Source organism: Vibrio sp. VB16, assembly GCF_015594925.2.
GTDB lineage: Bacteria > Pseudomonadota > Gammaproteobacteria > Enterobacterales > Vibrionaceae > Vibrio.
The window spans coordinates 639,528-660,132 of sequence record NZ_CP087591.1 but is presented as its reverse complement, the minus strand read 5'-3'; the positions used below and the strand labels follow the sequence as shown (position 1 = coordinate 660,132).

The 20,605-nt window shown below is 41.8% G+C and carries 19 protein-coding genes; 14 read left to right on the top strand and 5 right to left on the bottom strand.

Going from position 1 to position 20,605, the window contains the following annotated elements; translation table 11 throughout:
• Positions 1–55: 55 nt before the first annotated feature.
• Positions 56–1,318: a hydroxymethylglutaryl-CoA reductase gene (locus IUZ65_RS19480; RefSeq protein ID WP_195705683.1), complete on the bottom strand. Its 1,263-nt coding sequence runs from the start codon at positions 1,316–1,318 to the stop codon at positions 56–58.
• A gap of 229 nt (positions 1,319–1,547) precedes the next feature.
• Here IUZ65_RS19480 and IUZ65_RS19475 point away from each other — a divergent pair, with 229 nt between their 5' ends.
• The 3 genes from IUZ65_RS19475 to IUZ65_RS19465 all read left to right on the top strand — a co-directional run bounded on the left by IUZ65_RS19475 (position 1,548) and on the right by IUZ65_RS19465 (position 3,883).
• Entirely contained in the window at positions 1,548–1,829 is a 282-nt protein-coding gene (locus IUZ65_RS19475) for a hypothetical protein (protein WP_195705682.1), read from the top strand.
• A gap of 262 nt (positions 1,830–2,091) precedes the next feature.
• On the top strand, positions 2,092–2,817 hold the full coding sequence (locus IUZ65_RS19470) for an MBL fold metallo-hydrolase (protein WP_195706447.1): 726 nt from the start codon (positions 2,092–2,094) through the stop codon (positions 2,815–2,817).
• A 148-nt stretch (positions 2,818–2,965) separates the two neighbouring features.
• Positions 2,966–3,883 (top strand): LysR family transcriptional regulator, encoded by a 918-nt coding sequence (locus IUZ65_RS19465; protein ID WP_195705681.1) that lies wholly within the window; start codon positions 2,966–2,968, stop codon positions 3,881–3,883.
• A gap of 74 nt (positions 3,884–3,957) precedes the next feature.
• Here IUZ65_RS19465 and IUZ65_RS19460 read toward each other — a convergent pair whose 3' ends face one another.
• Positions 3,958–5,352: a sensor domain-containing diguanylate cyclase gene (locus tag IUZ65_RS19460; RefSeq protein WP_195705680.1), complete on the bottom strand. Its 1,395-nt coding sequence runs from the start codon at positions 5,350–5,352 to the stop codon at positions 3,958–3,960.
• Positions 5,353–5,591: 239 nt separating this feature from the next.
• Between IUZ65_RS19460 and IUZ65_RS19455 the strand changes: the two genes are divergently transcribed.
• Positions 5,592–6,467 (top strand): AraC family transcriptional regulator, encoded by an 876-nt coding sequence (locus tag IUZ65_RS19455; protein WP_195705679.1) that lies wholly within the window; start codon positions 5,592–5,594, stop codon positions 6,465–6,467.
• 154 nt (positions 6,468–6,621) lie between these two features.
• A complete protein-coding gene (locus IUZ65_RS19450) occupies positions 6,622–7,440 on the top strand; it encodes a nuclear transport factor 2 family protein (protein ID WP_443083757.1) in 819 nt (272 codons plus the stop codon).
• 109 nt (positions 7,441–7,549) lie between these two features.
• On the opposite strand, the gene IUZ65_RS19445 is transcribed toward IUZ65_RS19450, so the two are convergent.
• Both IUZ65_RS19445 and narQ read right to left on the bottom strand, forming a co-directional pair.
• Positions 7,550–8,179 (bottom strand): response regulator, encoded by a 630-nt coding sequence (locus IUZ65_RS19445; RefSeq protein ID WP_195705677.1) that lies wholly within the window; start codon positions 8,177–8,179, stop codon positions 7,550–7,552.
• A 34-nt stretch (positions 8,180–8,213) separates the two neighbouring features.
• Complete coding sequence (narQ, locus tag IUZ65_RS19440; RefSeq protein WP_195705676.1) at positions 8,214–9,899, bottom strand: nitrate/nitrite two-component system sensor histidine kinase NarQ; 1,686 nt, start codon at positions 9,897–9,899, stop codon at positions 8,214–8,216.
• A 243-nt stretch (positions 9,900–10,142) separates the two neighbouring features.
• Here narQ and napF point away from each other — a divergent pair, with 243 nt between their 5' ends.
• From napF to IUZ65_RS19400, 8 genes are all read left to right on the top strand, one after another.
• Entirely contained in the window at positions 10,143–10,676 is a 534-nt protein-coding gene (gene napF, locus IUZ65_RS19435) for a ferredoxin-type protein NapF (protein WP_195705675.1), read from the top strand.
• Positions 10,677–10,928, top strand: coding sequence for a chaperone NapD (locus tag IUZ65_RS19430; RefSeq protein ID WP_195705674.1), 252 nt, complete (start codon positions 10,677–10,679; stop codon positions 10,926–10,928). It abuts the gene before it with no gap.
• A 10-nt stretch (positions 10,929–10,938) separates the two neighbouring features.
• Positions 10,939–13,425: a nitrate reductase catalytic subunit NapA gene (napA, locus tag IUZ65_RS19425; protein WP_195705673.1), complete on the top strand. Its 2,487-nt coding sequence runs from the start codon at positions 10,939–10,941 to the stop codon at positions 13,423–13,425.
• 23 nt (positions 13,426–13,448) lie between these two features.
• Positions 13,449–14,252, top strand: a complete 804-nt coding sequence (gene napG / locus IUZ65_RS19420) for a ferredoxin-type protein NapG (protein ID WP_195705672.1) — start codon at positions 13,449–13,451, stop codon at positions 14,250–14,252.
• A complete protein-coding gene (napH, locus tag IUZ65_RS19415; protein WP_229638251.1) occupies positions 14,252–15,124 on the top strand; it encodes a quinol dehydrogenase ferredoxin subunit NapH in 873 nt (290 codons plus the stop codon). The genes napG and napH overlap by 1 nt, the downstream gene beginning before the upstream one ends.
• Positions 15,114–15,548, top strand: a complete 435-nt coding sequence (locus IUZ65_RS19410; RefSeq protein ID WP_195705671.1) for a nitrate reductase cytochrome c-type subunit — start codon at positions 15,114–15,116, stop codon at positions 15,546–15,548. The genes napH and IUZ65_RS19410 overlap by 11 nt, the downstream gene beginning before the upstream one ends.
• An 8-nt stretch (positions 15,549–15,556) precedes the next feature.
• Entirely contained in the window at positions 15,557–16,138 is a 582-nt protein-coding gene (gene napC, locus IUZ65_RS19405; protein WP_195705670.1) for a cytochrome c-type protein NapC, read from the top strand.
• A 284-nt stretch (positions 16,139–16,422) separates the two neighbouring features.
• Complete coding sequence (locus IUZ65_RS19400) at positions 16,423–16,752, top strand: hypothetical protein (protein ID WP_195705669.1); 330 nt, start codon at positions 16,423–16,425, stop codon at positions 16,750–16,752.
• Between the two features lie 6 nt (positions 16,753–16,758).
• On the opposite strand, the gene IUZ65_RS19395 is transcribed toward IUZ65_RS19400, so the two are convergent.
• Positions 16,759–17,901 (bottom strand): GGDEF domain-containing protein, encoded by a 1,143-nt coding sequence (locus IUZ65_RS19395; RefSeq protein WP_195705668.1) that lies wholly within the window; start codon positions 17,899–17,901, stop codon positions 16,759–16,761.
• A 302-nt stretch (positions 17,902–18,203) separates the two neighbouring features.
• Between IUZ65_RS19395 and IUZ65_RS19390 the strand changes: the two genes are divergently transcribed.
• A complete protein-coding gene (locus tag IUZ65_RS19390; protein ID WP_195705667.1) occupies positions 18,204–20,564 on the top strand; it encodes a Lon protease family protein in 2,361 nt (786 codons plus the stop codon).
• Positions 20,565–20,605: the final 41 nt, after the last annotated feature.

The following is a 20,605-nucleotide window of genomic DNA, read 5'->3' as shown; positions in this document are numbered from 1 at the left end:
TTTGATCTCAGCTCTTTCAATATTAACGCTGACGTGCAACTCAGTTTGGCGCGAATTACTTCCGCGCAAGTTTATGGTGAGCTCTTGCAAAGTGCCCGGCACAAAAAGCGCCAACGATAGAGAGCTCTCCCGCCAGACAAAGAGCGGCACACACTTCAGCAAGGGCTTGCGATTTGCCGGTACCATGTAAACCCATTAGATCTAAACAGGCTTTTTGGCTGGGTAACCCCGTTCCACCACCAACGGTGCCAAGCATCAAATTTGGCAAAGTGACGCTCGCATATAACCCGCCATTTTTGTTCACTTCCATACGAGTCATACCAATGGCCGATTCAGCAACACAGGCGGCATCTTGTCCACAGGCGATATACAGTGCCGCTAGCGCATTTGCATAGTGTGCATTTATCCCAATCGCCCCACTTAATGCGCCACCGACAGTGGTCATTTGACCAAACTGCATCATTTTTTCAGGTGTTGTGTGCAGATATCTTTGGATTAACTCCGCAGAGATATGCGCTTCAGCCGTCACTTTTTTTCCACGCACACTACGCAGAGTTTGAGTGTTGGCCTTTTTGTCACCTGATAAATTTCCGTCTAGAAAGGCGTACTCGGGTTCTACGGGGGTATGTGCCAAAATATATTCGAATACGGCGTTTGTTGCGATGGTCACCATATTCTGACCAGAAGCATCACCTGTTAGATATTCAAAGACAAGGTACACATGATTGCCTTCAATATTGATATTGATATCCGTGAGCTTGCCGTAAGCAGTAGTGGATTCACCGACTTGTTTAAATTGGTCGTATTGAGTAACAGCCCAAGCCACAAACTGACCGGCCTCCGCTAGGCCATAAAAAGCGAAGCCTGGTGTTCTGGTAACGCCTTCATTGAGTAGCATGGCACTAGCACCACCTGACGCAGTAAGTAGCTTAGAACCTCGATTATACGACGCCACCAAAGCGGCTTCTGTGGTCGCTAAAGGAATAAGGAAATCATCCTTCGCAAACAACCCATTAACCCTTAACGGGCCAGCTAACCCAACCGGAACCTTAACGGTACCAATAAAATTTTCGATATTTTTTTGATAAGCACTTGCTTGATGTTGCGTATGTTCGTCCAATAACTCCGCTTTCAACGAAAGGTTATTCAGATCACGCCAACGTCGCTCAATGTTTTTTTCGGTTAAATAAGGACTTGGTAAAAGGCTTTTCTTGGCTGGTGCGTAATTTGGAGACAACGTGTGCTTCAACTCTTGTGTTGTAATATCGCCACCAAGAATGGAAACGTAGTCTCGATGATGTAGTTTGAGTTTAGGCATATTTTTCTCACGTTTGAAATTTTTGCTGATTCTACGGGTTTCTTTTTCAGACACAAGGTTTGCTTATACTGTGTTACAGTTTATTGGATTTTGGCAATACCTTACTGGTTTAAAGCATGAGCCAGCTTATAAATCGTTTTTAATTTGTTATACCTTATCCAATCAATAGATTATGGTGGGCGGTATACTATTTCAATTAACGAACGGGTCAGTACTCTAAGGACTGTTTATGAATATCGATAAAGCCAAAAAGCGCATCGCGAAGCATGTTAAAAAGGGTGATAAGGGCTATCCAATCATTTCGATGACATATTTTGGTGAAAAAATAGATTGTGCAACAGAAGTTTCAATCCAGTTTACGTTGCATGAGGGTGGGGATGTTATGGAAGAACGGTTCGCAAGTAAGACTGATGCTAGAGAAGATGAAGTGATTCAAACCACGCTGCTTAAGATTATTGAACGTGCGAATGCCAATACTGTTTTGGAAGTAGAAGGTGTCTCTATTTTGTAGTGCTGTCACTGCAATTGAATACGTAATTATAGAAAGCAAAATCGCTACCAGTTATGGTGGCGATTTTGCTTTCTATACATTTTAATTGTACGTGCGATTTTGTCGCCCTTGCAGCCACGTAACATATATTTAACATTTCCTGCATTCTGCTGCTATAGTTGGTCTGACCAGATGATTAGACATCAATATATTGGAAGTCGAACGTTAAATAGCACAAGGAAATGTTTTGCAACTGCATAGAATTCAAGGGTATATTCAAACCATGTATCTGGCTGAGTATCCAGATAAGCTCATGCTGCTGGATGGTGGTAGTCGAGCGGATGTTCCTCATTTAAGAGATTTCATTGAGCATCAACTCCAACGCCCATTTACAGACCTTAAATTGGTTGTTGTAACTCATATGCATCCGGATCATGCGGGTGCCGCACATAAATTGCGGACGCTAACGGGTTGTACTCTTTTGGCAGCAAAACGAGAGACAGATTGGTATGCTGGATGGGATGGTTGGTTGATGCATTTGACAGACTTAATGTTGGCCCTATGGGTGGCAAAGCGAATGCGCAAACCAAAACAGAACCTGTGGTACTCGCGTAAGCTAAAACCTGACGTTGAAATGCTCGATGGTGATGCTATTCCAGGTTTTGAAGACTGGCAGGTGCTGGAGACGCCTGGACACACAGATAGAGACCTTTCCGTGTATCATAGAGAACAGGGGATATTATATGTCGCTGATCTTGTTGTGGAAGTCAAAAAAACACTCATTGCCCCATTTCCGATTTTCCACCCGAATCAATATCGCTGCTCAGTTGAGAGGGTATACGAATTAAAACCGACGTTTCTGTTAGCTGCACATGGCGGTGAAGTCACATTTGACGGCGTGGCTTATCAACAACTATTACGTACCGCGCCGAAAAAGCCGATCACCCATTGGCGATTTACAAAAATAAAGATTAAAAGGTTGATGAGTAGATTGGTGCTGAAGAAGTAGACCCGGCGTGATAATCATGGCTCATGGAATAAAATTTATGTTATTAATGTAGGTGTTATAAGCTCCGAGTTGTCGTGAAACAGCTCGAACAGTAAGTTGTTAAACAAAAGATTGTTTAGTAGGAAAAAGTGAAACAGGTCATCGTAAAATGGATAAGATCGATACAATGAAAACCTTCTTGATGGTGGTTCAGGAAGGATCATTTTCAAAAGCCGCTGAAAAGCTCAATATGTCACCTCAATTGGTCAGTAAATATGTTTTGGCATTAGAAGATAATTTGCGAACTCGCTTACTGCATCGTACGACAAGAAAGGTGAGTACAACGGAAGCCGGTGACCGATACTATCTCCGCTGCCAACAAGTGATCGAAGACATTGAGGATATGGAATATTCCCTGACAAAATTAGGCCAGCACGTCTCTGGTGTATTGACGATAAGTGCCCCTATGTCTTTTGGTGTCAAACATTTGCCTAAGTTACTGGTGGATTTTCAATCTCGATATCCTGATCTTGAATTAGATCTAAAGCTTACCGATGTAAAAATAGACATTGTTGAGGAAGGAGTTGATGTTGCGCTTAGGATTGGCAAACTAAAGAGTTCCTCTTTGATTGCAAAGAGAATCGCACCTATTAACATTGCTATCATGGCATCGCCAGAATATTTGCAGAAAAAAGGCACACCACAGACACCGGAAGAATTGCATCATCATACCTATCTTAAATATGCCTATACAGATGCCTCTTTTCTTTTTAGCCGATTTGATAAGAACTCAATGGATTTAAAGCTATCGAGCAACATGACTGCAAATAATGGTGACCTATTAGTTAACGCGGCTATATGTGGTGGTGGAATTGTTATTCAACCCACTTTTATAGCAGGTGAAGCGTTAGCAAACGGCTCTTTAACGCGTATTTTGGTCGATTATGAACCAGAAGCAGTTGGACTTTATATGGTCTATGCAAACAGGAAGTTTTTGCCAAGTAAGGTGCGTGCTTTTGTCGATTTCGTCTCTGAATATTATGGAGATGAACCATACTGGGATCGAATAACGTCAAGCGAATTATAGAAGCATAAAGGCAGAGTCTTTCTCGAAGTACAGATCTCTGCCATTCGTTTGGGATTGCTGTATGTTGATAAATACTACCCTATTTCAATGCAATCTCGTCCGTTATCTTTGGCTTTATAAAGTAATGTATCCACTCTTTTTAATAGGGTGCAAATATCGTCGTCATCCTCCAACATAGTGACACCGACACTCACGGTTAATACGATCGCCTTATCCGCAATGTTTAAACCTGCTTGTCTAATATTGCTTTGCAGTCTTTCTAAGGAAGTTGAGATGCCTTGAACGTTTTTGGAGGGAAATATGGCTAAAAACTCTTCGCCGCCCCAGCGACCATAGACGTCATCACTCCGGCCAAATTCATTGGCGACATGAGCAAAAACCTTCAGCGCCTCGTCTCCAATAGCATGGCCATGTTTATCGTTAATGTCTTTGAAATTGTCAAAATCAAATAGGGCGACAACTAGGCCATGTTTATGGCGAAATCTATTTTTTATGTAGTCTTGTAATACTTGTTCTAGAAATCCTCGATTGGCTAATCCAGTTAACGCATCGGTATTGGCTAATACTTCGAGTTGGTCGTGGGCGTTCTTCAATGCATTTAGGTCATTATTGCGAGCAATCTCATGGCCTACCCACTCCGCGAACAATCGGATCAATTCATAATCTTGTCTTATAAATGGTTTGGTTGGCGAATTACTTGAGAAGTTGAGTGTGCCATAGCGCAGACCATCAACGAAAATAGGCACACCTATGTACGCTTCGAGTTTGAAATTCTGATAACAAGGATGGGATTCAATTTCACTCGTCGCAACGCTATGAAATCCTTTTGCTTTGTTAGCCTGAAAAACATGCGTGCAATATGTCTTATCCAAAGCAAAAGCCATCTGTTCTTTTAATTGATTGTCCGGGTGTACAGCCTGTTGAATGACATAACGATTGCCATCAATTTTACTAAATATACCGATAGGTAAACCATAGTGGTCACAACCCAACAGAAGTATGGCCTCTAATCTTTGTTTGAAATTAAGCTGCTGATTAGAGGTTATGGAGTGGAGTTTGTTCAACGTCTCTTCCGCATTAAGGCGTGAAGAGTCATCCTGAATCATCGCAACATAGAAGAGGCTTTTTCCTGCGGCATTCTTTATAGGTCCTCCGGTCACTTGACACTTAAAAATATAACCAGACTTATTTTTGAAGGTAACGATAGAAGACTCGTCGATATAGTCGGCGGTGTCGTTAAAGCGATTTCTCCCTAAATCAGAAAAATCGTGCTCATTGGCGTATAGCATTCGAGTACTTTTGTTCAGTACTTCTTTATCGCTAAAACCGAAAAGTGTTTTTGCTGCGTCGTTAATGCTGACAATTTTACGGTCTAAGCTCGCGAGTATGACGGCTGTTTCTATATGCGCGAACACAACGGAGAGTGTCTTGATGTCTAGTGGTAAGGTCGTATCAATGTGGTCAGTCATAAATTACTTAACGTCCTTATTTCGGTTAGCGAGTCTAAAAGTATCGCTCTAAATTGAGAGAATTGCTAAGAATAATAAATACATACATATAAGTTGGCATTTATACATCGTATTACAAGTTCGGTGAATGAATCTTGTGTCTTGGGTTCCTTTCATTAAACTGAAGTGAAAGTAGTAACATCAATCTGGAAAAGTAGTTGATCACAAACTTACTTAGCTTGGTATAAATGAGGTGTGGTATGAATATTCCAGCGATTAGATTTAAACATAATAAATGCGATCAAACAGAGTTTGAAATGGTCGAACTCGAATCTCTTTACCAACGAGATTTGAGGCAGAGGCCTGAAGACCCACATCGTGTCACCTTTTTTATGCTTTTGTATATAGAGGAGGGCGAGGGAGTACATATGGTGGATTTTGAAGAATATCCGTTTACTTCTGGGTCTTTTGTCTTTATTCAACGAGAACAGGTTCATGCGTTTGATTTCTCTTCTCAACCGAAGGGGAAAATCATACTATTTACACAAGGCTTTTTAGACCGACTGCATGCTAATATGCGCTTGCCGAATTACACACCGACTCATCTAAACAGCCACCATACACCTTTGCTAAAGCTAAATAAGCAAGATAATGGCCGATGTAAAACCTTGCTTGGTGAAATAACAAATGAGATAGCGCATTTAAAATCGGATCCGCTTATCGTTATGTACCTTTTTTCTGCTCTATCTTTGATTTTACATCGCTTACGGCCAGAGCTTCGCCACGATAAGCTTTCTCATGAGCAGAGCAATAAGTTCGCTCGATTTTTGGATTTACTTTTTGAGCATTTTAAGAAAATACGCGATGCTAATTGGTATGCCAATCAAATTAATACCACATATAAAACACTCAATCAGGTATGTAAACTTGCCACTGATTTAACCGCGAAACAATTGATTGACGCGTATACGATGATAGAAATCAAAAGAAACCTAGTCGTCAGCAATATAACAACACAACAGATGGCCTATGACTTTGGGTTTGAAGACGCGAGCAATTTTGTGAAATATTTTAAGAAACACGTCGATGCGACACCAAGCCAATTCCAGAAAGCCTACTTGAAGCCCATATTGTAGTGGGGTTCGAAATTGACCATTTTTAGGCAAATATCTACTCTGCCCCTATTTGGAAATAGTGACTAATATGCACGCATCCAAACAAGGGAACAAAAAAATGAAAAAATTATCACTTTCTAATGTATTCAGTAATAGTTTCATTGCCGCTGGTATTATGGGCCTTGCAGCATGCTCTTCAGTCGCGAGTGAAACAGAAACAGTTTCAAATAAAGATAAAGCGATTCAACTTATTTCGTCTATAGAAACAGGTGACCCAGGACCCATCGCTTATATCAATCCTGATCAATATATTCAGCATAATTTGGCCATTAGTGATGGGCTAGCGGGTTTTGGTGCTGTCATGCAGATGCTGCCAGCAGGCAGTGCTAAAGCAGATGTTAAACGTGTGTTTCAAGATGGTGAGTACGTTATTCTTCATACTGAATATGACTTTTTTGGCCCTAAAGCCGGTTTTGACGTATTTCGTTTTGAACAAGGGAAAATTGTAGAGCATTGGGATAACCTAGCAGATGTTGCACCAGCGAATTCAAGTGGTCGAACTCAATTTGATGGAATGACTGAAGTTACGGATCTAGATAAAACAGAAGCCAACAAAGCGATGGTTACTGATTTTGTCGACTCCATCCTTATCAAAGGTGAAATGGCAAAAATTGGTCAGTTCATTGGCCCGGAAGATCAAGACTACCTACAACATAATAGTGGCGTTGCTGACGGCCTAAGCGGTTTCGGTGAAGCCATTAAAGCATTAACTGAGGCGGGTCTACCAATGGTTTATGCTGAAAATCATAAGATCTTAGGTCAAGGTAACTTTGTATTATCTATTAGCGAAGGCAAGTTCTTGAATAAACATGTTGCATTCTACGATTTGTTTCGAGTTGAGAATGAGATGATTATCGAACATTGGGATACGATTGAAGAGATCCCTGTTAAGGCGGAATGGAAAAACACAAACGGTAAGTTTGGTTTTAAGTAAACTTCGAAGAAAGTGAGTTTCCTTCAGGATATTAAAGCCTGAAGGAAACCGATGAGAGATGACGGCTGAATAAATAACCCCCAACAACAAGAGTTGTTGGGGGAACTGGTTACGATTTGCCTTTATTTTCTAAATAAAGGACGGTTGCTGCAACGCGGGATTTTACGCAAAGCTTTTTAAGTAAGCTCTTGATGTGTACCTTCACCGTTGCTTCAGAAATAAATAACCGATCAGCAATTTGTCGATTACTAAAGCCTCTCGCGACCTCGACAAGAATTTCCTTCTCGCGATCCGTTAGTGAGCTAAACATGTCATCACTCACTGATTTGTCACGCATTATTTCCAACACATACTCGTTATATGCATTCCCTGTGACCATCGCTTGTTTAAGCAGACGAATGAGTTCATCTGGTTCGGTATCTTTAAGCAGGTAACCGTCAGCACCAGCATCGACTAATGCTTTAATGTCTTGTTTGTTGTCAGAGACTGTAAGCACGATAACGGTTGACGTTACGCCTTCTTCTCGCAGTACTTTAAGGGTGTCGAGACCGGACATGCCTTTCATATTGAGATCGAGTAATATCAGGTCAGGTTCTTTTTGGCATGCAATGGTAACGGCATCGGCACCATTACTGGCTTCAGCAATAACGGTGAACTCATCTTCGAAAGATAGGAGCTGACTTACTCCTCTTCTCATTAGAGGGTGGTCATCGACTAATAATACGTTCCAATTTGACATTTCTTTTCCTAATTTAATACGAGTTCAGGTTAATCTACATCTGTAGGGGGAAAAGCAGCTGTACTGTACAGCCTTCACCCGGGCTACTAAATACTTTGAGCTCACCATTTAGACGATCGGCGCGTTCAGACATGATGGTTAAACCGTAATGATTCAGCTTTTCAATGCTAGTGCAGAATCCGTTACCATTATCAACAATACTGATATTAACTGATCGATCTTGTTGGTGACAATTTATCTTTATTTCAGATGCATTTGCGTGTTTTATGGCATTGAGTACCGCTTCTCTAATCAGCTGTATCACGTGTACCTGATGGTTTGCACGAAGAGATATTGATGCAAGTGTGTTTTCTAGAATTATCTTCGCCTTTGTCTGTTCTTCTAACGGTTTAAGTAGTTCTTGCAATGCTTCCTCTAGATTTGCCTTGCCAATCGTCAATCTAAACGTGCTGAGCAATTCGCGTAACTGTGTGTAGGTCGCACTCAGTTGCGTATCTATCTCTTTTGCGGTCTCTCCCGCAAGTTCCATATTTGGCTTCGCGATACTTCGATTGAGTAACGTAGTTTGAATTTTTAAGTAAGATAGAGACTGTGCAATAGAATCGTGTAACTCTCTGGCAATGGTTGCGCGCTCTTCCATTAGCAATAGTTGTTGGGTCTGTTTCTGAGTATTATTATAGTATAGACCGCGAGCAAGAATATTGGCTACGTTAGCGATGAGCTCTTGATCAGGGCAAGGGAGGATGAACTGCCATTCGAGCTTTCCCATTATATCGCCATCAATTTTTAGCGGTTCAACATGCCAAGTAGAGTTATCTGCGTCGCCGACCAAAAGGTCCCATTCTGCATGTGCCTCTTTAACAACCAGACGTACCGCAGTCACTCCTTCCGTTGCTTGTAAGTAAGAGAGTATGTTCTTAAAGTTTTCTTCTCCAAGATGGCTGACAGAAAGTTCTTGTTGGCATCCGTAGAGAACTTCAAGGGAGTTTTTAGCATGCTCTAAACGGTGAGTTTTTTCAGATATTTTTTGTTCAAGCTCAGAATAATATTTTTCTAACTCCGTGGACATTCCGTTAAAAGCGCCAGCTAATACACCAAGCTCATTTTGACTTCTAATTCTCAATTTGAAACTGAAATTACCTGATTGGACTTCTTTGCTTGCGACCATCAATTGTCTCAGTGGTTTTACGATCTTTTTCTGAGAAAAATAGATGACATATGAAACAACCGTTAAAATAAGTATAAAAACCAACCCATAAGCGAGAGATAAAATTTGTAGTTTAAGCTGAGAGAATTTCTGCAGCTCATAGACAAAAATATCGATTTGATTGACGTATGTGGCAACTTCATCTAAGTAGGAAAATTTGTTTTCTGATAACAGGGCTGGGTGTAGTGCCTCCCAGCGTTCCAATAAATGTTGATAATTGTTTACCAATGAATCTGGCGTTATCCAATTTTCAATTGCTCGTAACGTTGGGGAGTTTAGAGAACGTTCATAGCTGATAATATGATCATAAAATAGGACCGATTGTGTCTCTATATCAAAGGCCAAGCGATAGCTCTGCATGCGAAGCGAACCCGCAATATTTATGGCTTCGGCATCATCTAAATTGGAGTATAACGAGATCAATGTAATCAGCGTTGATATTACCGATAAAAGGAGAATGATTATCATTGCTCTTGCAATTGTTTTCGTTACAGAAATCTGAGCACGTCGCAATTAAATTTCCCCCGATTGAGCATGGAATAGAATTGGTTATTGTGTGAACTAAAGCGATAATAAATATTGATCTTGCTCAAGTTCACAAGCTAATTACCTCTTTGTAGGTATTTATTAGCCGAACCCACATCTTAGACTAAAGTTATAATGAATAAATAAAAATATTAACAAAAATGTCTACTTAAAGACGTTTGTTAATTTGGTCACTAATATAATTGTTACAGTCATTTACAGAGGAAAGCTTTGGTCGATTTAGCACGGCGTCGTTTGTTTAGCCGAATACCAAAAGCGCAATTAGATACACAAGCACCTCAACGGATGCCATGGCTTGTCGATGAACAGACTTTTATCGCTGGATGTAGTCGTTGTAACAAGTGTCTAGACGTCTGCGAAACCGCCATCATTATTCAGGGAGACGGAGGTTTTCCTGAAGTCGATTTTAGCAAAGGTGAATGCTCCTTTTGCGAAAAATGTGCAGATACATGTCCCGAATCTCTTTTTTCTCCACGAGCTGAACCTCTTGTTTCGCGGACTGAAAAACCTTGGAAACAAGTCGCAAAAATTAATGACACGTGTTTGTCGATACAAGGTGTTGAGTGTCGAGTTTGTGGTGATAATTGCGAATATTCAGCAATTAAATTCCGCCTTCAAGTGGGTGGAAGTGCAAAGCCATTAATAAATGAATTTGAATGTACTGGGTGCGGAGGCTGTATCAAGCCATGTCCATCTGATGCAATCGGTATGTATAAAATGGAAAGCATAAAACAGGAAGCATAGATGAGTTATCACGTGAGCAGTTTAGCGGTGCACGCCGCCGCTGACAAACTCGAAGCGGTGAAAGCTGCAATAGAGGCAATGCCAGGAACTGAAGTCCCTGGAACAAGTGAAGTGGGCAAGTTAGTTGTGGTTATCGAAGGTGATAGTCGTGACAGCCTCGCGGATCGTTTTGATAAAATTAAACTATTGCCAGGGGTGCTAGCGGCAACTCTGGTTTTCCATCAAATGGATGAGCAAGTTGAGCTTGACTGAGGAAGCAAAAATGAGTGTCAGTAGACGAAGTTTCTTGAAGGCAAATGCAGCGGTTGCTGCGGCATCGATAACGGGAGTTATACTTCCAACATCGATTGCTCAGGCTGCTGGAAAAGATAATGAAGTAAATTGGGATAAAGCACCCTGCCGTTTCTGTGGTACTGGTTGTAGTGTTCTAGTCGGTACGCAGAACGGCCGAGTAGTAGCATCTCAAGGTGACCCAGACGCACCAGTAAACCGTGGTTTGAACTGTATTAAAGGGTATTTCCTACCGAAGATCATGTACGGGAATGACCGTTTGACTCAACCGTTATTGCGTAAAACCGATGGTGTTTACGATAAAGAAGGTGAATTTACCCCGGTAAGTTGGGATGAAGCTTTCGATATAATGGAAGAGAAATTCAAGGCAACACTGAAAGAAAAAGGACCAACTGCCGTGGGCATGTTTGGTTCTGGTCAGTGGACTGTCTGGGAAGGTTACGCCGCAGTAAAACTTTTTAAAGCGGGATTCCGTTCTAACAACCTCGATCCTAACGCTCGTCACTGTATGGCGTCTGCGGTTGTCGGTTTTGCTCGTACCTTTGGTATGGACGAACCTATGGGTTGTTATGATGACTTAGAGTACGCAGATGCATTCGTACTTTGGGGTTCAAACATGGCGGAAATGCACCCGATCCTTTGGTCGCGTCTAACTGACCGTCGTTTGTCTGATAAGAATGTACGTGTTGCGGTTCTATCTACCTATGAGCATCGTTCTTATGAGTTAGCCGATAACCCGATTATCTTTACGCCACAAACTGACCTTGCGATTCTTAACTACATCGCTCACTACATTATTTCTAATAATAAGGTGAACCAAGACTTTATGGATAAGCACGTTAATATCCGTGAAGGTGAGACCGACATAGGTTATGGGTTGCGTCCTACTCATGCACTTGAAAAAGCGGCAAAGAATCCAGGTAGCAAAAAATCGACGCCAATGTCTTTTGAGAACTATGCAAAATTCGTCGCTGATTATGATGCAGAAACCGTTTCTAAGCTTTCAGGTGTACCAGTAGATCAGCTTGAAGAACTTGCTGAAATGTATGCTGATCCTAAAGTTAAAGTTGTGTCTTATTGGACAATGGGGTTCAACCAACATACTCGTGGAGTATGGGCAAACAACTTGGTCTATAACATTCACTTGTTAACCGGCAAGATCTCTAAGCCGGGTTGTGGGCCGTTCTCGCTAACTGGTCAGCCTTCCGCATGTGGTACGGCTCGTGAAGTTGGTACGTTTGCGCACCGTTTACCAGCAGATATGGTGGTAATGAATCCTAAACACCGTGAAATGTGTGAAACCAAATGGAATATTCCTGCAGGCACTATTCCGGCAAAACCTGGTTATCACGCGGTTCTACAAGATCGTATGTTGAAAGACCGTAAACTAAATGCTTACTGGGTCCAATGTAATAACAACATGCAAGCTGGCCCGAACATGAACGAAGACCGCCTTCCAGGTTATCGTGATCCAGCGAACTTCATCGTTGTTTCTGATCCGTATCCAACGGTTACGGCGATGGCTGCTGATCTTATTCTTCCAACCGCTATGTGGGTAGAAAAAGAAGGGGCTTACGGTAACGCAGAGCGTCGTACGCAGTTCTGGCGTCAACAAGTCTCACCACCGGGTGAAGCTAAGTCAGATATGTGGCAAGTAATGGAGTTCTCCAAACGCTTTAAAGTAGAAGAGGTTTGGCCACAAGAACTTATCGATAAGAAACCAGAGCTTGCTGGTAAGACATTATTCCAAGTTCTATTCGAAAATGGTGAAGTGAATAAATTCAGCGTTGATGAATTAGCGGAAGGCCAATTGAATGATGAGTCTCGTGACTTTGGCTTCTACGTTCAAAAAGGTTTGTTTGAAGAATATGCGTACTTTGGTCGCGGTCATGCGCACGATTTAGCACCATTCGATATGTATCATAAAGCTCGTGGCCTTCGCTGGCCTGTGGTTGATGGTAAAGAAACCTTATGGCGTTATGTTGAAGGCTATGACCCATATGTAAATGAAGGTGAAGAGTATTCGTTCTACGGTAAACCAGATAAGAAAGCTGTGATCTTTGCGCTTCCTTACGAGCCGGCAGCGGAATCTCCAGATGAAGAGTACGACCTATGGCTATGTACAGGTCGTGTACTTGAGCATTGGCATACAGGTTCTATGACCCGTCGTGTGCCGGAGTTGTACCGCGCCTTCCCGGATGCTGTTGTTTATATGCACCCATTGGACGCTAAGAAACGTGGTTTACGCCGTGGAGACGCAATAACTATTGCTTCGCGTCGTGGTGAAGTTACCAGTCACGTTGAAACTCGTGGACGTAATAAGGTACCGCAAGGCCTCGTATTTATGCCGTTTTTCGATGCTAGTCAGTTAACCAACAAGCTAACCCTTGATGCGACTGATCCACTATCAAAAGAGACGGACTACAAGAAATGCGCGGTTAAGATCGGAAAAGCCTAGTTGTTGTTATGGAGCAGTAAAGAATGAAAATCTTACATTCTTTGCCATCTGCAAGTAGAAGGCGTTTCATGCGAGACGCCATTCGTACAGCGGTTGGAGTTGGTGCCGCAACGACAGTACTTGGGTTGCAAACCACACAAAGTAAAGCCGCTAATACGTCCGGTGTGCCTATTCGGCCACCCGGTGCATTAGCAGAACAAGAGTTCTTAAATGCTTGTTTACGATGTGGTTTGTGTGTCCAAGCTTGCCCTTATGACACCTTAAAGCTGGCGACAATGTTGTCTCCAGTGGGAACTGGAACACCTTATTTCACCGCGAGAAATATTCCGTGTGAGATGTGTGACGATATTCCCTGTGTGGTTGAGTGCCCAAGTGGTGCTCTCGATAAAGGGCTAACCGATATAACGAAAGCGAGAATGGGAACCGCTGTTCTCATAGACCATGAGACATGTTTGAACTGGCAAGGGTTACGTTGTGATGTTTGTTACCGAGTATGTCCATTGATTGATGAAGCAATCACGCTAGAGCCAATACGTAATCAACGTACGGGCGTTCATGCAAGTTTTATCCCAACCGTAGTGTCAGATAAATGCACTGGTTGTGGTAAATGCGAACAAGCATGTGTGCTTGAAGAAACGGCAATCAAGGTTGTTCCAATCGCGTTAGCAAAAGGTGAATTAGGTCACCACTATCGCTTAGGTTGGGAAGAGAAAGCGAAACATGGCGGTGAAAGTTTGATTCCAGAGCAGCTCGATTTACCAAATCGTAAACCCCTTGGTAATCCAGATGGTATTAACCCAGATGGCATTAATAAAGGAGGTTTGTGATGGCAATGAAACCTAAGAGCGTAAAAAATCTGGCAAAAGATGCAGGTAAAGAAGCAAGAGAAAAGTTCGGTTGGTGGAGTGCCTATCGATTCTTAATCTTACGTCGACTGTGTCAGCTTTCGGTAATTGGTCTGTTTGTTATGGGTCCAACGTGGGGTGTATTGGAAGGGAATTTATCTTCTAGCGTGTTGCTAGGTACGGTTCCTATGTCCGACCCTTTATTATTGCTTCAAACGATGGCAACAGGTTATTGGCCTGAAACTACAGCGATTCTCGGCGGGATAGTTGTTGCAGGGTTTTATGCTATTGCAGGACCAAGAATGTTCTGCGGATGGGTATGCCCGATGAATCTGGTAACAGATTTGGCCGCATGGATAAGAAGAAAAACGGGACTTAAAGCAAGTTATCAATGGCCATCTTCACTGCGCTATTGGTTATTAGCAGCAATCCTAATAGGTAGTGCTGTATCAGGCACACTTTTATGGACATGGTTAGACCCAGTATCAGCCCTTCACCGAGGTATTATTTTCGGGTTTGGTGCCGGTTCTGTGTTAATCCTTCTAGTGTTCCTTATTGACTTGCTTTTGGTTGAGCATGCTTGGTGTGGTCACTTATGTCCGTTAGGAGCCACTTATGGTGTTATCGGTCGCTATAGTCTAATGCGTGTCACTGCGACCAACAGGGAGCAGTGCAATAACTGTATGGACTGTTACAACGTTTGTCCGGAACCAAAAATATTAAGGCAACCGTTGAAAGAGGGCGACAGGAAAATCATGAGTCAGGATTGTATTTCATGCGGTCGATGTATTGATGTCTGTGCTGAGAAAGTATTCGAATTTAGAATAAGAACTGGAGCTAAATATGAAGAGTAAGTTTGTCGTGTCTGCAATGCTGGCGGCTTTTGTAAGTACGGCAGCATTCGCCGAAGTGACATCACTTCGCGGCGATCAGAATATAAGCGATAATAATGAGGTATCTACTATTAAGCAGTTACCCAAAAAACAAGATAAGCTGGCGTTGGATTATGTAAACCAACCACCACTTATCCCACACTCAACGGTTCAAGTGCAACTGAATGTAAGTAATAATGGTTGTCTCGAGTGCCATGATGTGAGTACTTATCGCAAAACTGGAGCGCCACGTGTGAGTCCAACTCACTACATGGATCGTGATAATAAAATGTTGACTGATGTAGCGCCACGCCGTTATTTTTGTCTGCAGTGTCACGTAACACAAGTTGACGCGAAACCTCTGGTCGCTAATGATTTCAAACCAGCTGGTAAATTTGGCCAGTAGGGGGCGGTATGGGAATGATTAAACGCCTATGGGCGTGGTTTACCAAGCCGAGTCATTTGGCTCTTGGAACGCTTTTAACGGTTGGTTTCATTGCGGGTATTATCTTCTGGGGTGGTTTTAACACCGGTATGGAGATGTCAAACCAAGAAGAATTTTGTATTGGTTGCCATGAAATGGAAGATAATGTATATCAAGAGTACTTAGGTACCATTCACTATTCGAACCGTTCTGGTGTTCGTGCAACCTGTCCGGATTGTCACGTACCGAAAGAATGGGTTCCAAAAATGATCCGTAAGATCCAAGCAAGTAAGGAGCTATACGGGAAAGTTTTTGGTGTTGTCGACACACGCAAAAAGTTTGAAGAACATCGTTTTGAAATGGCGACGCGTGAATGGGCCCGAATGAAAGCTAACGACTCTCAAGAGTGTCGTAACTGTCATAACTTTGAGTACATGGATTACGTAGAGCAGAAACCTGTAGCGGCGCAAATACATAATTTGGCAGAGGAACAAGGTCAAACTTGTATCGATTGTCACAAAGGTATTGCTCACCAGTTACCGAAAGGGCATAACATTAAGAAAGAGTTTTAATGTTGCCTTGTTAATAAAATGGCACCCAAATGGGTGCCATTTTTATGTTATCTGAAGCTAAGTAAATTTGTGAATAATAGGAATACCTTCCTACTGAACACTCAAAACGCCCTCGTGCACGTAGTAATGTGCTTCAATGCCTATTGACGCCTGACTCATTGCATCAACAATGCTTTTTACTATTTCTTGGCACCATATTAATATGTTGTCTATCTGTAACATGACTTTGCTTGTGATTGGCGTCTATACTGTAAGTTATAGATAACTTTTTAAGGGAGGAATATATGGCTGTTACACGCATGCATACTGACCCTGGTAAACCCTACGATCCAAATAAGGAACTTACCAATAACCAACGTAAGCGCTTTTCCGATGTAGCGAATAAAGCTGAAGAGAAAAGGGAGCAGCGCGAGTTATATGATGCGGTCATTCATCCTGAGAAGTTGAGAGCCAAAGCGATCGCCCAAGCTAAAGCTCAACAACAACAGGCACAGTTAGAAAAATCGCAACGGAAGATAAAGGTACCAGAGCTTTCTTTTTGGAGAGTGTTGATGTGGTCTATTACGTTGGGTGTGTTTTGGGTTTGGGTACTGTTTATGTTTCCAAGTAGCTAACCATGGTTAAACAATATTGAGTTTAACGATTTTCTTATCTGCAGGGTTATTTTGCGAGGAATGATAGAATCGATAACGATTTTTCCCTGAATTTTTAGCGCTATACATCGCCTTATCGGCACATCGTATCAGGTCTTCTAAATTGTCTGCATCTTGCTTATATAAGGCAATTCCAATACTAAACGTAAGATGGGCGGCCAATTCTGTTTGATTGAGTTCATCATCAAACAGAATATTGATCCTATGCACGATTCGCTGTATGTCATCAAGCGTTGGAACGTCATGCAATAAAATCATGAATTCATCACCTGCGTAACGAGCGACAGAGTAATCATCTTTTTGGGTTATGCGGTCAGCGGCTCTCATATTGCCGATGATACGCTTAGAAAAAAGCTGTAATAGTTTGTCACCGCTATCGTGACCGTATGTGTCATTGATGTTTTTGAAGTTATCAATGTCCACAAACAGTAGTGCGGTAATACTATACTGCGAGTCTGCTATTTTTAGTTTCTCTTTTGACCATATTTCAAAACTCCAGCGATTCGCTAAGCCTGTTAATCTATCTCGGTAAGCGAGTTGGTCAATCCCCTCTTGGTAAAGACTTTGCAGATAATCGGATGCGTTTTTATAGCCATAATTTGATATAAGTGCAATAAGGCAAAGTGTAAACATGGATAATAAAAAAGTGGTTTCTGATAGGTTTTGTAACGAAAGATAGTCGACAGAATTGGTCGCGTGGAAAGCCAATATTGCTGCTGTCACGATAAAAAAGACAACAGTGTAGATGATGGCAGCTGTAAACTCATTGATCATTATAATGGCAGCGACAATAGGATAGATCCAAAAAATGGTGCCATTGGGTTCAGAAATATTGATAAACACATTCAAAAGCAAGGCCACAGAAGGGACAAGCGGGCTGTGTTGGGTATTTTTGACCACCAAGAGATAAACTATATGCATAGAGCAAAATAAAGCGGCAACAAGATTAAATTCTGCGATCAGTTCCTTGCCTGCAATATAGTTTACGATGCTGTACGGATAGAGAAGGACAAGAGCAATAGAAGAAAAGGTGATCAACAATTTCTTTTTTCTTGATTGGCGAATATCCGCCATTGCTTCGAGTTTGATTCCTCTTAGTTGATCACGCATATTATCTGCTTCTTGGACCTTAGATAAACAGATAATATTGTAGTGAATTTTGGGTAGAATTGGTCTTATTTCGAGTGAACATACTGTGACCAATATCGTCTTGTTACATATTTTTCGAAGCGACATCACGTTTACATTTGTGTTAACACTGACCTTTTCTGTCTATATCTGCGGCTAGCGAAGTTAAATTGATGCAATATTAACCACTTAGAACTCAATTGTTGTGTAACGCACTAAAATGTAATGAAAAAGCATCTACACTGAAAAGATACCTATTACATAAATTATCACAGGAGGTGATTATGCCAATAACTCCACTGCATTCTTCTCAACTTTATCATGTGGCAACGCTAGAAAAGTTGCCCTGCAAGTCGACTAAGGAGTTACCACCTTTAGATGAAATAGTTGGACAAGAGAGAGCGCAGAAAGCGGTTGAATTTGCGATGTCTATTAAGGACAAAGGGTACAACATTTATGCTATAGGTCGAAATGGTCTAGGTAAGCGCACCATGATATTGCGATATTTGAATCGACACCAACACGAGATTAACTCGTTGTTTGATTGGTGTTATGTCGCTAATTTTGAAGACATTCGAACACCAAAAGTACTCAAACTCCCAATTGGTATGGGGAACAAATTTAAGCACGATATTGAAAAATTGATGGAGAAGTTAATTAAAGCGATACCGTTGGCTTTTGATAATGAAATGTATTTTACGCGGGCTGAAAAGTTAAAAAGTCAGCTTGCAAAAAAACAGGAAAGTGAACTAGAAGATATTAGTAAAATCGCCAAAGATAAGAATATAAGCTTAACTCTTACCACGCAGGGGGATTACCAGTTTATAGCGATGGATGGCGAAAAAGAACATACCGAAGAAACGTTTGATGCGTTAACAAAAAAAGATCAGGACCAGTTTGGTAAAAATATTGACGCCTTAGAGATACAGCTTCGCTCTATGGTTCGTCAATTGACTGAATGGGAAGAGACATACAGCGAAAAAATTCAAAAATTGAATGATGATGTCACGTTAGATGTGATTACTCACTTCATTAAGGCACTTAAAAAAGAGTACGCGAGATTCAGCGAAATTAAGAAATACCTAACGGATTTACAAAAAGATATTGTCGAGAATGTCGAAATATTTTTGGAGGAAAGTGATGAGCAAGGTGAAATTGCTGCCGCGTCTTTAGACAAGAAGCTGCCTCGTCGATACAAGATCAATGTTCTGGTCAGCCAAAGTGTTGATGCTTTCCCTATCATTGTTGAAGAAAATCCTAATTATCATTCCTTATTTGGGTATACAGAGACCGCGACATTTAAAGGGACCGTGTTTACCGATTTTTCATTGATCAGAGCGGGCAGTTTACATCGGGCGAACGGCGGTGTTTTGCTGATGGATGCTATAAAAGTGTTGGAACAACCCTATGTGTGGGATGGCTTGAAGAGAGCGCTTCGATCCAAGCAACTGAGTTTTACTTCACTAGAGAAGGAGGTGACGCTGACGGGGACCGTCTCGCTCGACCCTGAGCCTATCCCACTGGATGTGAAAATCATTCTGTTTGGGGATTATCGGACCTATCAGTTACTGCAACATTATGATCCAGAGTTTAGTGAATTGTTCAAAGTGACCGCTGATTTTGAAGACGAAATGTCACGGACTCCTGACTCGGAACTGCACTATGCACGATTTATATCCAGTATTGTGCACGACAATAATATGCTTCATTGCGATAAAAAGGCGATGGGTAGAATTATCGAATACAGCTCGCGCAGCGCAGGAGATCAAAATAAGCTGTCGCTTCATTCTGCTCACATTGCTAACTTGTTGAGAGAATCTAATTATGTGGCTAGAAATGCACGTTCAAACTTGATCCGCGCTAACCATGTAGAGAAGGCGCTTGATAATCAGAAAATGCGCGTTAGTCGCTTGCAAGACGATGTAATGGAAAGCTTTGTTAATGGCACCACCCTTATTCGCACGGAAGGTGAAGCTATTGGTCAGGTTAATGCGCTATCCGTATTATCGACAAGTGACTACATGTTTGGTGCTGCCAATAGAATAACCGCAACGACATCTTATGGTGATGGCGAAGTTATAGATATTGAAAGGAATGTTGACTTGGGTGGTAGTATCCATTCCAAAGGGGTACTGATTTTGTCTGCTTATTTGGCCTCTGTGTTTGGTAAAACAGCGAAGGTTCCTTTGACGACTAACATTACTTTTGAACAGTCTTACGGTGGTGTTGATGGTGATAGTGCGAGTATGGCTGAGTTTTGCGCGGTGGTTTCAGCCTTTTCTAAACAGCCCAATCGGCAAGATATTGCGATTACAGGTTCAATGAATCAATTTGGTGAATCACAACCTATTGGTGGTGCTAACGAGAAAATTGAAGGTTTTTTCGATATTTGTCGAGTGAAAGGGCGCTCTCGAAATCAGGGGGTAATTATCCCTAAGTCGAATATTCATAACCTAATGCTACGTAAAGACATTGTACAAGCAGTAGATAAAGGGGAATTTTTCATCTGGGCCATTGATCACGTGTCTGAAGCCATAGAGCTATTTACTGGTAAACCTGCGGGAGAGCCGAGCGAAGAGGGAAGCTATCCTATAGATACTATATTTGGAATCGCTCAAGCTAAATTGAATGCTTTGCGCAAATGACGCGATAAATAGTAAGGTCTTAGGGTGATGTGTATCAATTC

Excerpts from the sequence above, each read along its gene's own strand:
- IUZ65_RS19480 (WP_195705683.1), bottom strand. The coding sequence starts at position 1,318 with ATGCCTAAACTCAAACTACATCATCGAGACTACGTTTCCATTCTTGGT.
- IUZ65_RS19475 (WP_195705682.1), top strand. The coding sequence starts at position 1,548 with ATGAATATCGATAAAGCCAAAAAGCGCATCGCGAAGCATGTTAAAAAG.
- IUZ65_RS19470 (WP_195706447.1), top strand. The coding sequence starts at position 2,092 with ATGTATCTGGCTGAGTATCCAGATAAGCTCATGCTGCTGGATGGTGGT.
- IUZ65_RS19465 (WP_195705681.1), top strand. The coding sequence starts at position 2,966 with ATGGATAAGATCGATACAATGAAAACCTTCTTGATGGTGGTTCAGGAA.
- IUZ65_RS19460 (WP_195705680.1), bottom strand. The coding sequence starts at position 5,352 with ATGACTGACCACATTGATACGACCTTACCACTAGACATCAAGACACTC.
- IUZ65_RS19455 (WP_195705679.1), top strand. The coding sequence starts at position 5,592 with ATGAATATTCCAGCGATTAGATTTAAACATAATAAATGCGATCAAACA.
- IUZ65_RS19450 (WP_443083757.1), top strand. The coding sequence starts at position 6,622 with ATGGGCCTTGCAGCATGCTCTTCAGTCGCGAGTGAAACAGAAACAGTT.
- IUZ65_RS19445 (WP_195705677.1), bottom strand. The coding sequence starts at position 8,179 with ATGTCAAATTGGAACGTATTATTAGTCGATGACCACCCTCTAATGAGA.
- IUZ65_RS19430 (WP_195705674.1), top strand. The coding sequence starts at position 10,677 with ATGAGTTATCACGTGAGCAGTTTAGCGGTGCACGCCGCCGCTGACAAA.
- napA (WP_195705673.1), top strand. The coding sequence starts at position 10,939 with ATGAGTGTCAGTAGACGAAGTTTCTTGAAGGCAAATGCAGCGGTTGCT.
- napG (WP_195705672.1), top strand. The coding sequence starts at position 13,449 with ATGAAAATCTTACATTCTTTGCCATCTGCAAGTAGAAGGCGTTTCATG.
- napH (WP_229638251.1), top strand. The coding sequence starts at position 14,252 with ATGGCAATGAAACCTAAGAGCGTAAAAAATCTGGCAAAAGATGCAGGT.
- IUZ65_RS19410 (WP_195705671.1), top strand. The coding sequence starts at position 15,114 with ATGAAGAGTAAGTTTGTCGTGTCTGCAATGCTGGCGGCTTTTGTAAGT.
- napC (WP_195705670.1), top strand. The coding sequence starts at position 15,557 with ATGGGAATGATTAAACGCCTATGGGCGTGGTTTACCAAGCCGAGTCAT.
- IUZ65_RS19400 (WP_195705669.1), top strand. The coding sequence starts at position 16,423 with ATGGCTGTTACACGCATGCATACTGACCCTGGTAAACCCTACGATCCA.
- IUZ65_RS19395 (WP_195705668.1), bottom strand. The coding sequence starts at position 17,901 with ATGCGTGATCAACTAAGAGGAATCAAACTCGAAGCAATGGCGGATATT.
- IUZ65_RS19390 (WP_195705667.1), top strand. The coding sequence starts at position 18,204 with ATGCCAATAACTCCACTGCATTCTTCTCAACTTTATCATGTGGCAACG.